This window comes from Shinella kummerowiae (genome assembly GCF_009827055.1).
Lineage (GTDB): Bacteria > Pseudomonadota > Alphaproteobacteria > Rhizobiales > Rhizobiaceae > Shinella > Shinella kummerowiae.
In genome coordinates this window covers 901,536-913,055 of sequence record NZ_WUMK01000001.1, presented here as the reverse complement: position 1 = coordinate 913,055, position 11,520 = coordinate 901,536, and the positions used below count along the sequence as shown (strand labels likewise).

At 61.1% G+C, this 11,520-nt stretch carries 12 protein-coding genes and 1 tRNA gene; 6 read left to right on the top strand and 7 right to left on the bottom strand.

All coding sequences use genetic code 11. The features are described 5' to 3' along the window. The 3 genes from cyoC to GR138_RS04265 are packed head-to-tail and all read left to right on the top strand — an operon-like array spanning window position 1 to window position 1,776. On the top strand, window positions 1–624 hold the full coding sequence (gene cyoC / locus GR138_RS04275) for a cytochrome o ubiquinol oxidase subunit III (RefSeq protein ID WP_160857344.1): 624 nt from the start codon (window positions 1–3) through the stop codon (window positions 622–624). Further along, window positions 621–1,004, top strand: a complete 384-nt coding sequence (gene cyoD / locus GR138_RS04270; protein ID WP_160857343.1) for a cytochrome o ubiquinol oxidase subunit IV — start codon at window positions 621–623, stop codon at window positions 1,002–1,004. Before cyoC ends, cyoD begins: the two co-directional genes overlap by 4 nt. 19 nt (window positions 1,005–1,023) lie before the next feature. Further along, window positions 1,024–1,776: an SURF1 family protein gene (locus GR138_RS04265; protein WP_160857342.1), complete on the top strand. Its 753-nt coding sequence runs from the start codon at window positions 1,024–1,026 to the stop codon at window positions 1,774–1,776. Between the two features lie 43 nt (window positions 1,777–1,819). On the opposite strand, the gene GR138_RS04260 is transcribed toward GR138_RS04265, so the two are convergent. Then, window positions 1,820–2,563, bottom strand: a complete 744-nt coding sequence (locus GR138_RS04260; RefSeq protein ID WP_160857341.1) for an SDR family oxidoreductase — start codon at window positions 2,561–2,563, stop codon at window positions 1,820–1,822. Between the two features lie 98 nt (window positions 2,564–2,661). Between GR138_RS04260 and GR138_RS04255 the strand changes: the two genes are divergently transcribed. Both GR138_RS04255 and GR138_RS04250 read left to right on the top strand, forming a co-directional pair. Continuing rightward, window positions 2,662–3,582: an AraC family transcriptional regulator gene (locus GR138_RS04255; RefSeq protein WP_160857340.1), complete on the top strand. Its 921-nt coding sequence runs from the start codon at window positions 2,662–2,664 to the stop codon at window positions 3,580–3,582. 183 nt (window positions 3,583–3,765) lie between these two features. Then, window positions 3,766–4,347, top strand: coding sequence for a hypothetical protein (locus GR138_RS04250; RefSeq protein ID WP_160857339.1), 582 nt, complete (start codon window positions 3,766–3,768; stop codon window positions 4,345–4,347). A 107-nt stretch (window positions 4,348–4,454) separates the two neighbouring features. Here GR138_RS04250 and GR138_RS04245 read toward each other — a convergent pair. From GR138_RS04245 to xylF, 4 genes are all read right to left on the bottom strand, one after another. Further along, a tRNA-Arg gene (locus GR138_RS04245) sits at window positions 4,455–4,531 on the bottom strand. Between the two features lie 160 nt (window positions 4,532–4,691). Continuing rightward, a complete protein-coding gene (locus GR138_RS04240; protein WP_160857338.1) occupies window positions 4,692–5,477 on the bottom strand; it encodes an ATP-binding cassette domain-containing protein in 786 nt (261 codons plus the stop codon). Window positions 5,478–5,491: 14 nt separating this feature from the next. Continuing rightward, window positions 5,492–6,805 (bottom strand): sugar ABC transporter permease, encoded by a 1,314-nt coding sequence (locus GR138_RS04235; protein ID WP_160857337.1) that lies wholly within the window; start codon window positions 6,803–6,805, stop codon window positions 5,492–5,494. A gap of 160 nt (window positions 6,806–6,965) precedes the next feature. Further along, window positions 6,966–8,006, bottom strand: coding sequence for a D-xylose ABC transporter substrate-binding protein (xylF, locus tag GR138_RS04230; RefSeq protein ID WP_160857336.1), 1,041 nt, complete (start codon window positions 8,004–8,006; stop codon window positions 6,966–6,968). A gap of 244 nt (window positions 8,007–8,250) precedes the next feature. On the opposite strand from xylF, the gene GR138_RS04225 reads away from it, so the two are divergent. Next, window positions 8,251–9,471 carry an ROK family transcriptional regulator gene (locus GR138_RS04225; protein ID WP_160857335.1) on the top strand — a complete coding sequence of 407 codons (1,221 nt, stop codon included), beginning with the start codon at window positions 8,251–8,253 and terminating at the stop codon, window positions 9,469–9,471. Window positions 9,472–9,568: 97 nt separating this feature from the next. Here GR138_RS04225 and GR138_RS04220 read toward each other — a convergent pair whose 3' ends face one another. Further along, window positions 9,569–10,219: a hypothetical protein gene (locus GR138_RS04220; RefSeq protein ID WP_160857334.1), complete on the bottom strand. Its 651-nt coding sequence runs from the start codon at window positions 10,217–10,219 to the stop codon at window positions 9,569–9,571. Between the two features lie 263 nt (window positions 10,220–10,482). Beyond that, entirely contained in the window at window positions 10,483–11,475 is a 993-nt protein-coding gene (gene iolG, locus GR138_RS04215) for an inositol 2-dehydrogenase (RefSeq protein WP_160857333.1), read from the bottom strand. Between the last annotated feature and the right edge of the window lie 45 nt (window positions 11,476–11,520).

Genomic DNA, 11,520 nt, shown 5'->3' with positions numbered 1-11,520 from the left:
ATGAGCGCGACCCAAGTCCAAAACACCGACGAAAAACCGCAGTTCTACGTGACGGAAGAACATCACCCGGAAAACAGCACCATGCTGGGTTTCTGGCTCTACCTGATGAGCGACTGCCTCATCTTCGCGGTGCTCTTCGCCACCCATGGCGTGCTCGGCCGCAACTATGCGGCCGGCCCGTCTCCTGCCGATCTCTTCGACCTCAACCTCGTCGCCATCAACACGGCGATGCTGCTCTTGTCCTCCATCACCTATGGCTTTGCGATGCTCCAGATGGAACGCAATGCCAAGATGGAGACGCTGGTCTGGCTCGGCATCACCGGCGTGTTCGGCGCGGCCTTCCTGGGGCTGGAACTCTACGAGTTCTACCACCTCATCCTCGAAGGCGCCGGCCCGACGCGTTCCGCATTCCTGTCGTCGTTCTTCACGCTGGTCGGCACGCACGGCCTGCACGTCACCTTCGGCATGATCTGGCTGATCACGCTGATGGTGCAGGTGAAAAAACACGGCCTCAACCCGGAAAACCGGCGCCGGCTGATGTGCCTGTCGATGTTCTGGCACTTCCTCGACGTCATCTGGATCGGCGTCTTTTCCTTCGTCTATCTGCTGGGGGTCCTCGGATGAGTTCGCACCACGAAAGCGCTTCGGACGCCCATAGCGACGGGCACGGTGCCGGCCACGGCTCCTTCAGAGGCTACATGATCGGCTTTGTCCTTTCGATCATCCTGACGGCGATCCCGTTCTGGCTGGTGATGGGGGGCGTGCTGGACAGCAAGCTGTTCACCGCTGTGCTCGTCATGGGCATCGGCGTGGTGCAGATTGTTGTGCACATGGTCTACTTCCTGCACATGAACCCGCGCTCGGAAGGCGGCTGGACGATGATGGCGCTGATCTTCACGCTGATCATCGTCGGCATAGCGCTCGCCGGTTCGCTCTGGGTCATGCATCATCTCAACACCAATATGATGCCGATGACCCACGAGATGATGAAGAACATGCCCTGACGGGCAGGGCAGGGCCAGGATGAGCATCGAACGGCAACGGGCAGAGGAGGGGGCGACGCCGCCCTCCCGCAACGCCCGCCGGGCGCTGACCAGCGCCCTCCTCTTGTTGGCCGCGGTCTTTGTCGCCCTCGGGACCTGGCAGATGCAGCGGCTGTTCTGGAAGCTCGATCTCATCGAACGCGTCGAGGCCCGTATCCACGCCGAGCCCGTACCGGCACCGGCCCGCGCGGCTTGGCGTGCCGTCAGCCGGGAAACGGACGAATACCGTCGTGTTGTCGCAACTGGCCTTTTCCAGCACGACAAGACGGTGCTGGTGCAGGCCATGACGGAACGCGGCGCGGGCTTTTGGGTGCTGACGCCGATGCGTCTTGCGGATGACACGAGCGTTCTAATCAACCGCGGCTTCGTCCCATCCGATCGGAGTGACCCGGCCGCGCGTCTGGCAAGCGAGATCGCCGCTGGACCTGTCACGGTTACCGGCCTCCTGCGCATCAGCGAACCGGGCGGCGGGTTCCTGCGCGCCAACGATCCGGCAAACGACCGATGGTTCTCCCGCGATGTCGCGGCCATCGCCGCATCAAAGGGCATCGCCGACATTACCCCCTATTTCATCGACGCCGACGCCACGCCCAATGCGGGCGGGCTGCCCATCGGCGGCCTGACTGTCGTCTCCTTCCGCAACAGCCATCTCGTCTACGCTCTGACCTGGTATGCACTGGCGGTGATGAGCGCGGTTGGCGCCTGGTACGTATATCGCAGCCGGCGCGCCTAGCGCCGGCTTCTCTAAGCGTTGAGGCTGACGGTAGAGCTCGCTGCTATGCAGCGCGTGAAAGTGCTAGCGCGTCCGCTCCGGCGGGAAAACGCAGTGTACCGCTTGTATCGTTGACCGCCCGCCAGACGGCTTCGGCGACATCGATTTCCCGCGTGGTCAGAGCCGGCTTCGCAAATGTCTCGAAGATTGGGCCTGCGAAGGCCGCATAGGCCTCCGGAATGAGGTTCTCGACCCTGACGGAGGTGTTCTGGGCGAACTGCGTGGTCGGCGCGTAGCCGGGCTCCACGAGTTTTGCCTGGATGTTGAAATGGTTGAGTTCGTAGGCGAGCGAACCGGTAAAACCCTCGATGGCCTGTTTGCTGGCCGTATAGGCGGCCGCCAGGGGCATGGGGGCAAGGGTAGCGCTCGACGTCACATTGACGATCGCCCCGGACCGGCGCGCGCGCATCTGCGGAATGACAGCCTGTGTCATGGCCATGACGCCGAAGGTGTTGGTTTCGAAAACCTTCCGAATATGGGACATCGGCGTCGCCTCGAATGCGCCGACAACGCCGATACCCGCATTGTTGACCAACACGTCGATATGGCCGGCGCTCTTAACCGCTTGCGCAATGCTGTCTTCGTTCGTTACGTCCAGCCGCAGGATGCGCAGGGCCCCCGAGCGCGGCAGGATGCCCTCGGGCGGGGTGCGCATGGTCGCAATCACGTTCCACTGTTTTGAAAGAAAGAATTGAGCCGTCTCAAGCCCGTAGCCCGATGAGCAGCCGGTAATCAGGATGGTTTTCATGGTTGTCTCCTTGTCAGATATCCATGAGCCCAAACTAACGCCACAGCGATGGACTATCTACAATTGAAAGTCCGAGTTTTATTTGCCATAGTCCAGGAATGGTCGACCCTCTCTCGGATATCATTCGGTTGCTTCGCCCCCAGGCCATTTTCACCAAGGCCATCAGCGGTGCGGGGTGCTGGGGCGTTCGCTACGCCGATTTCGGCCATCCCAGCTTCGCCGTCGTGATCGAGGGCTCCTGTCGCCTGGCGGTGGATGGCCAAAGAGAACTGTCTTTGGATGCGGGTGATTTCGTTCTACTTCCGACGACACCAGGCTTTGAAATGTCGGGTTTCGAGCCCGTTACCCCGGAATTCATTGATCCGCATGTTGCAGCTAGGGCATCCGGCGAGGTTCGCCACGGTGAGCAGCATGGCGCTGCGAGCGTTCGCATTCAGGGTGGCTACTTCGTCTTCGGCAGCGCGGATTCTGGCCTTCTTCTGTCGCTGCTGCCGGACTTGATCCACGTCAGGGGCGTAGACCGGCTGTCGACCCTCGTCACGCTTCTGGTCGAAGAGGCCGCGTTCGATCGCCCGGGGCGCGACCTGGTGCTTGCCCGCCTCGTCGAGATACTGCTGGTGGAAGCACTGCGGCTCCAGCAAACGCCTGACGCGCCGGCGGGATTGATGCGTGGTTTGGGCGACGCCCGGCTGGCGGAAGCCGTCAGGCAGATGCACACCGATCCCGCCCGCCCTTGGACGATGGCCGATCTGGCGAAGGAGGCCGCGTTGTCGCGCTCGGCATTCTTCGATCGCTTTTCGCGCAATGTCGGCGTGCCGCCCATGGAGTATCTGCTGGCGTGGCGCATGGCGCTCGCCAAGGATCTGCTGCGAAGAAGTGACATCACCATAGCAGAGGTGGCCGAACGCGTCGGCTACGGATCAGCCAGCACGTTCAGCACGGCCTTCAGCCGCTATGTCGGCCAACCGCCCGGCAGATATGCCCGCAAATCCACGGACCAGTTCGTGGCAAGCTCGTAGCCTTGTTCTGCGCTCAAAGAAAATTTCGACGTGAACTCAGTAGCGTGAATGGCGCGCCGGAGAGGATGAAGGCGGGAACTTCTACGTAATTGTTTTCGCTTCGCGTTTATAATCGGTTCTCACGCCGAGCGTCAAAGGTGGACTTTTGTCTGCGCTCCGGAAGCGGAACTCATGGAGGTCTGAATGCCGATGGAAATGACACTGTACGAAGCATTTCTCTGCGATCCTGACACGCGGCTGATCCGGCCGGCTCAGGACGATACTCCTAGTATCGACTTTAAGTTCGATGGGGGCTGGAGAGAATGTCGAATCTGGGAAGGCTACTTTGACGCCAGTCTTATCCTGATTAGAAAGGCTCTGGAGGAGGAGCCCAGAGGTCATAATCTGATCTTTCCAGCTTTGTTTAACCTTCGGCACGCCCTAGAAGTTGCACTTAAGTGGCATATCGGCCATGCAGGTGGTGTCGTGCCCAAACATGTCGGGCATAACCTGGACATCTTGATCAGTGCCCTTCGACAAACAGCATATGACTTGGACGACGAGACTACCTATATCTCGGACTCGATGTTGAATTGCATCTCCGAACTATCGTTGATTGATCCGCGTTCGGTGACGTTTCGTTACTCCACCGAAGCGAACGGCTCGCCCATTCGAATTTCCCCTCAGCGCTGGGATCTTCTGCGCCTTTATTTCATGGTTGATACGCTGTCACTCTGGTTTGACGGATTGTCAGATCAGATTGATCGAACTTGGCTTGAGCAATAACAAGCTCAATTGCCTGAAGGTTTTTGCACCAGATCGACGGCATAGGGATACCTTCTGACGATTCAACGCCTATGTGGTAGCCAGCTTTGTTTGACGTGGTTGAAACTTGGCGCACCCGGCAGGATTCGAACCTGCGACCTTTGGAATCGGAATCCAACACTCTATCCAGCTGAGCTACGGGTGCTTGCCCTGGGCGATGACTCGCCTGTCCGATGAGAGGGTCTTAGCCTAGCTGGGGGCGGGCATCAATCGGGAAAATGCGGAAATCGGCGTTTGCGGTCGTCTTGAAAGAATAGAGCCGCCGGCGGGGTCGCGGGCGGCTCTTTGTTTTCGGCTTGAACCGATCAGGCGGTCTGCATGGCGCCGGGGCCGGGGATGGCTTTTTCGGGGACCTTGCCGAGGATGATCATGCCGAGCACCTCGTCCTTGGTGACGTCCTCGGTGCGGGCGTGGCCGACGACCTGGCCGTTCTTCATCACCGAGACGCGGTCGGCGAGGTCGAAGACGTCGTGGATGTCGTGGCTGATCAGGAAGATGCCGATGCCTTCCTTCTTCAGCTGCTTGATCAACTCGCCGACCTGCGCCGTCTCCTGCGGGCCGAGGGCTGCGGTCGGCTCGTCCATGATGAGGATGCGCGCGTTGAAGAGGATGGCGCGAGCGATCGCCACCGACTGGCGCTGGCCGCCGGAGAGTGCCTTTACCGGCTCCTTGAAGCGCTGGAAGTTCGGGTTGAGGCGGCCCATCACTTCGCGCGTCTTCGCTTCCATCGCCACGTCGTCGAGCGTGCCCCAGGGGGTGCGAAGCTCGCGGCCGAGATAGAGGTTGGCAGCGGCGTCGACATTGTCGGCGACGGCGAGCGTCTGGTAGATCGTCTCGATGCCGTATTTTTTGGCGTCGCGCGGGTTGTTGATATCGGCGGGTTCGCCATTGATCAGAATCTCACCGCCATCGCGCTTGTAGGCGCCGGAGAGGATCTTGATCAGCGTCGACTTGCCGGCGCCGTTATGGCCGAGAAGCGCCACCACTTCGCCGGGATAAAGGTCGACCGAGGCATTGTCCACGGCGTGGATACCGCCGAAGGATATGGAGATGTTCTTCAGCTCCACGAGGGGCGTACGGGTGTCCGTCATTGGGGTGGCTCCTCTTACTTGGCGCGGGCGCGGTAGACCGTGTCGAGCCAGACGGCGACGACAAGGACCATGCCCACCACGATGCGCTGGAACGGGGTATCGATGCCGACCAGCACCATGCCTGACTGCAGCGATTGCATGACAAGCGCCCCGAGCATGGCGCCAGCGATTGTGCCCATGCCGCCGGCAAGCGACGTGCCGCCAATGACGGCTGCGGCGATGGTGTAGAGCTCGTCGAGCTCACCCTGCGCGTTGGTCGCGGCATTGAGGCGGGCGGTGGAGATGGCCGCGGCGATGGCGCAGAGAATGCCCATCAGCGCAAAGATTTTCACCGTCACCCAGCGGGTCTTGATGCCGGCGAGTTCTGCGGCCTCCCGGTTGCCGCCGATGGCGAAGACATAGCGGCCGAAGCGCAGGCGCGTCGAAATGAAGGTCATGACGATGCCGACGACGATGGCGATCAGCACCGGAATGGCGATGCCGTGCGGGATGAACAGACCGCCCTCCGGCCAGGCGATGCCGTTGGCATCGGCATATTTGCGGGCGATGGCGACCGGCCAGGGATAGCTGTTGACGACGGCGATCGCGCCGAGCACCAGCGCACAGCCGACGGCGGTCAAGAAGTATTCCGCCCACATCGGTCGCTGCGGAAAGCCGAAGCGCTGGCGTTGCTTTCGTGCGTTGATGATGGTGGCGACGATGGCGATGCAGGCGAGCGCGCCGACGATCCAGCTCGCTGTGGCGCCGATCGAGCCTTCCGTGCCGCCGCCCATCAGGCGGAATGTCGAATCCATCGGCGCGACCGTGCGGCCGCTGGTGACGAACCAGGTGGCGCCGCGCCAGATCAGCAGGCCGCCGAGCGTCACGATGAAGGAGGGCACGTTGAGGAAGGCGATGATCGAGCCGTGCAGCGCGCCGATGGCAGCGCCCAGCGTGATGCCGGCAATGAGCGTGATGACCCAGATGGCCGGGTGATTGAAGCCGAGCAGCTGCGGCAGCAGTTCAGCCTGCAGCACGCCCATGCTCATGCCCACGAAGCCGAGGATGGAGCCGACGGAGAGGTCGATGTTGCGGGTGACGATGACGAGCACCATGCCCGTCGCCATCACGGCGACGGAGGCCGTCTGGACGGAGAGGTTCCACAGGTTGCGCGGCGTCAGGAACAGGCCGCCGGACAGGATGTTGAAGCCGATCCAGATGATCAGCATGGCGCCGATCATGCCGAGCAGGCGCGTGTCGATCTCGGTGGCGCGGAAGAAGCGCTTCACCGGGTTCTCGCCCGCCGAGCGCGCGCGGTTGGCATGTGCGGTAGTTGTGATGTCGGCCATGGCTTTGCCGTCCCCCCACTTTTGTTGACGTGTCCTTCGGGCGCTTCTTGAGGATGTGTCGCCGCCGCATCCTCCGCCCGCTGTCCATCTTGCGCAAGCGCCGCAACGTTTGACGTTGCGGCGCTCGGCGATGGTCAGGTCATTGGTGGTTCATGGCCGCTTAGTTGCAGGCCGCGACCGAGCCGGCGGCGACGCCCTGGCACGCCGTTTCCTTCGGGATCCAGCCGGCGTCGATGACGACGTTCAGGTTGTCCTTGGTGATCGGCAGCGGAGCGAGGAAGACCGACTTCATTTCGACGCCCTTCGGGCCGCCGTTGAAGGTGGTCACGCCTTCGATTTCATCCATGGTCTTGCCGCTGGCGAGCTGGGCTGCAATTTCCGCAGCGCGCTTGCCGAGTTCACGGCTATCCTTCCAGACGGAAACCGTCTGCGTGCCGAGCGCCACGCGGTTCAGCGCGGCATGGTCGGCGTCCTGGCCGGAAACCGGAACAGAGCCGGCGAGGCCCTGGGCTGCCAGGGCGGCGATCGCGCCGCCGGCCGTGCCGTCGTTCGAGGCGACGACCGCGTCAACCTTGTTGTCGTTCGCCGTCAGGAACTGTTCCATGTTCTTCTGGGCGTTCTCCGGCTTCCAACCGTCGGTATAGGCTTCGCCGACGTTCTTGATCTTGCCGGCGTCGACCGCTTCCTTCAGCACTTCCTGCTGGCCTGCGAAGAGGAAGTCGGCGTTCGGATCGGACGAGGAGCCCTTGATGAAGACGTAGTTGCCTTCCGGCTTCACCTTGAACACTTCGCGGGCCTGCATGCGGCCGACTTCCTTGTTGTCGAAGGTGATGTAGAAGGCCGCCGGGTTTTCGATCAGGCGGTCGTAGCCGACGACCGGGATGCCTTCGGCGGCAGCCTTCTCGATGGCCGGGCCGATGGCTTCCGAGTCCTGGGCGAGGACGATGATGGCGTTGGCGCCCTGGGCGATCAGCGATTCAACGTCGGTCAACTGCTTTGCGGCGGACGACTGGGCATCAGCCGAAATGTATTTGTCGCCGGAGGCCTCGAGCGCTGCCTTGATGGCGGCTTCGTCGGTTTTCCAGCGCTCTTCCTGGAAGTTCGACCAGGAAACGCCGACCACGAGGTCCTTGGCGTGCGCGACGGAATGCAGGGAAACGATGATGGCAGCCCCTGCCATCAGCTTCAGAACGAACTTCATAATATCCTCCCAAGTGAACACCGGCCGCCTGGACGAACCTCCCGTCCAATCAACGACCGGCCACGATCTTACTGTCTCGATACCCCTCCCGACGGTGCCGGGACTTTTTTCTCGACAGTCGAGAAAATAAATGTCAGAACTTTTGCAGGCTGTCAACACGGCTCGAAAGGCCTTGAATGACGGCACGACAGATGCTTTGGGAGGGGCATGTGTTGCAGCATGTAAGAGCGAGTGGAATCCGGGGATGCTGACCAAGTCGAGCACGGAGCTTGTGCGTCAGCAGAACAGTGCCCTCGTGCTCGCCTCGTTGCGCCGTCACGGGCCACTTGCCCATACCGATATTTCCCATCACACCGGCCTTGCATCGGCCACGGTTTCGGCAATCACCGCCGATCTCGAAAAGGCCGACGTGCTGGAGCGTCGCGAGCAGCAGGCGTCCGTTTCGCGCGGGCGGCCGCGCGTCATTTTCGGCCAGCGGCGCGATGCCGGTTACCTCATCGCCGTGCGCATCGCCTCGGACATCGTGCAATATTCGCTTGCCGACTATGGCGGTACGCTGCTCGACCGCTTCGAGGAGGCGCGCAATCATGCGGATAGCGCGACGCGGCCGTTTGGCGAAGCCTTCGTGGCGGCCCTCGACAAGCTGGTGAGCCGCTCGCAAATCGACCGCGCGCAGGTGCTCATCGTCTCGATCAGCAGCAAGGGCCTCGTCGACCCCGCGACGGCGCGTCTTGTCTGGTCGCCGGTCTTCGGTTCGCAGCAGGTCGATTTCGCAGCCCTGCTGCAGCCGCACTGGCGGGCCAAGATTCTGCTCAACAACGAGACCCTGCTCGTGGCGCATGCCATGGCGCAACGCATGGAGAAGGCGGGTGCCAAGAATTTGCAGGCGGTTGCGGCGCTCTCGCTCGGCCACAGCATCGGGCTCGGCATCGCGCGGTTCGACCGCACCAGCGAACTATCCGTCACGGCGCCAAATTTCGGGCACATGCTGAATTCGTCGGATGGCAAATTGTGCCGCTGCGGCTCGCACGGCTGCATCGAGGCATCGGCCGGCTTCTACGGCATCCTGCGCACCGCCTTCGAAGTGCCGCCGGATACGATCCCCGCGAAATTCGTGCCGCTTGCGGAAATGGACAAGATCGCGCTGCGCGCCCGCCAGGGTCACCGCATGTCGGAATATGCCTTCCGCCAGGCCGGGCTTGCGTTGGGGCAGGGGCTGTCGCGCGTCGTCAGCCTCTACGAAAACATGCCGATCGCCATCACCGGCCCCGGCACGCGCTATTTCGACCTGATCCAGCGCGGCCTGGAGGAGGGCCTGGCGCAATCACAGCAGGTCCGCCTGTTCGGCGCCCCACCGATCTCCGTCGTGCCGGAGGAGGCGACGCTGGTGCTGGAGGGACATCTCGACCGCGCGCTGGCGGAGATGGATCATGATATTATTTCGGCAGGGAGGACTGACGAGTAAGGTTTATGTGAGTGGTGCGAGGAAGGCGGCTAATGCGATGAGTCCAATTCAAAAGCTTCGGTCTGAATGCTGCCGAATGTAATAGCCTTTACGTCGATCAAATTTGGCCCTTGGGAAGCGTCAAACCGAAGTTTGGCGTAATGGTTATGTATTCTTGACTGACGAAGCCCATTTTCAGTTCAAAATTCGCAACGTAGTCCGCGGCGGAAGATATTATTTGGATGTCAAATGACGCTGAGGATTTCCCATCGATCACAAAGGGTGGTGAAAGTTTCTTTCTTTGTGAACCAATTCGGTGCTCGATGTCATGGACGTAGGTAGTCAATGGCGTCAGCGGGCCGGATGCCGTGCCGCGCATTTGGTGTTTTTGGATTTCGCTAACGTCGTAGATCACTTCGGTGAGCACGATGCCCTCATTCAACGGATTCGAAAGCGTGAATGTTAGGATAGCAGTTTTAGACCCAACCTGAACATCGTTCGGCTTGAACGTCCATCGTCCGAGTCCTGAAGTCTGCCCAATTCTATAAAGCTCTGACATTCCAGTGGCGCGCGTGCTTACAGCTATGCCCACGACCTCAGGCACACTCAAAAGACTTGAGGCGCGTTCCGCAGCGTTCTTAATAGAATCGTACAGAGTCACTGCACCGCCGAGTGCCGTAGCTGAAACGATCATGCCCGCAACAATCGGCCATCGTGTTATCTGGTTAAGCCAGATTTTAACTTTGTCGTCAGAATGTTCTTGCGACATCTTCTCTCTCGCTAATGAGAGTCACTTTGACACGATCAAATCAGACTTCAATTAGAAGGTGTTATCGAAGTCAAGTCTCCAGCGAGAATGGGCTGCGGGATTGAGAGGCGTTCCTTCATTCTTAGTCGGCAACCTTCACGTCATCCACTACGCGTCCAGCGCAAATCCGGGTGCTCGACCACATGTATTTGCATCGACCATGCCCGGATAAAAAAACCGGGCGACAAAATCGCCCGGCCAGTTGCTTGGGAGGAAGTGTCCGTTCAGGCGACGGAGATCTGGCGCTTTTCTTCGACCGATTTCAGGGCCGCGTCGGCGAGTGCCAGAGCTGCGAGGCCATCGGCGCCCGACGGCGAGATGGTGGCGCCCTTTTCGATCGCTGCGATGAAGGCTGCGATCTCGTTGGCATAGGCTTCGGTATAGCGGGTCATGAAGAAGTCGTGCAGGGGCGGGCGGGTGTAGCCGTCGCCGTTGGCGATTTCGATCGAGACCGGGCGCTGGTTTTCGGCGGAGACGACGCCCTTGGAGCCGTGCACTTCGATGCGCTGGTCGTAGCCGTAGGTGGCGCGGCGCGAATTGGAGATGATCGCCTGCTTGCCAGACTTGGTCTGGAGGATGACCGAGACGCTGTCATAGTCGCCGGCCTTGCCGATTTCGGGATCGACCAGCACGGCGGCGGTGGCCGACACCGAGGCGACCTCTTCGCCCAGCAGGAAGCGGGCCATGTCGAAGTCGTGGATCGTCATGTCGCGGAAGATGCCGCCCGAACGCTTGATGTAGTCGACCGGCGGGGCACCAGGATCGCGGGACGTGATGGTGACCATTTCGACGTCACCGATCTTGCCGTCGTCGATGGCCTTGCGCACGGCCATGAAATGCGGGTCGAAGCGGCGGTTGAAGCCGACCATCAGCTTGCCCTTGGTCTCCTCCACCACCTTCATGCAGGCGCGCACGCGGTCGACGTCGAGGTCGATCGGCTTTTCGCAGAAGATCGCCTTGCCGGCGCGGGAGAAGCGTTCGATGAGGTCGGCATGGGTGTCGGTCGGCGTGCAGATCACGACGGCGTCGATGTCCTTGGCGGCTTCGATCGCCTCGATCGTGCGCACGTCGCAGCCATATTGCTTGGCGATGGCGTCGGCGGCTGCCGGGAAAGCATCGGCGACGGCGACGAGCACGGCATCGGGATTGCCGGTCACGGCCTTGGCATGCACCTTGCCGATGCGGCCTGCGCCGAGAAGACCAAATCTTACAGTCATGTTGTCCTCGTTGTGTGTGGTTGGGGAATAGGGAGTAGGCAATAG

Bases quoted from the DNA above. Each gene is read 5' to 3' on its own strand.
- cyoC (WP_160857344.1), top strand. From the start codon at position 1: ATGAGCGCGACCCAAGTCCAAAACACCGACGAAAAACCGCAGTTCTAC.
- cyoD (WP_160857343.1), top strand. From the start codon at position 621: ATGAGTTCGCACCACGAAAGCGCTTCGGACGCCCATAGCGACGGGCAC.
- GR138_RS04265 (WP_160857342.1), top strand. From the start codon at position 1,024: ATGAGCATCGAACGGCAACGGGCAGAGGAGGGGGCGACGCCGCCCTCC.
- GR138_RS04260 (WP_160857341.1), bottom strand. From the start codon at position 2,563: ATGAAAACCATCCTGATTACCGGCTGCTCATCGGGCTACGGGCTTGAG.
- GR138_RS04255 (WP_160857340.1), top strand. From the start codon at position 2,662: ATGGTCGACCCTCTCTCGGATATCATTCGGTTGCTTCGCCCCCAGGCC.
- GR138_RS04250 (WP_160857339.1), top strand. From the start codon at position 3,766: ATGCCGATGGAAATGACACTGTACGAAGCATTTCTCTGCGATCCTGAC.
- GR138_RS04240 (WP_160857338.1), bottom strand. From the start codon at position 5,477: ATGACGGACACCCGTACGCCCCTCGTGGAGCTGAAGAACATCTCCATA.
- GR138_RS04235 (WP_160857337.1), bottom strand. From the start codon at position 6,805: ATGGCCGACATCACAACTACCGCACATGCCAACCGCGCGCGCTCGGCG.
- xylF (WP_160857336.1), bottom strand. From the start codon at position 8,006: ATGAAGTTCGTTCTGAAGCTGATGGCAGGGGCTGCCATCATCGTTTCC.
- GR138_RS04225 (WP_160857335.1), top strand. From the start codon at position 8,251: ATGCTGACCAAGTCGAGCACGGAGCTTGTGCGTCAGCAGAACAGTGCC.
- GR138_RS04220 (WP_160857334.1), bottom strand. From the start codon at position 10,219: ATGTCGCAAGAACATTCTGACGACAAAGTTAAAATCTGGCTTAACCAG.
- iolG (WP_160857333.1), bottom strand. From the start codon at position 11,475: ATGACTGTAAGATTTGGTCTTCTCGGCGCAGGCCGCATCGGCAAGGTG.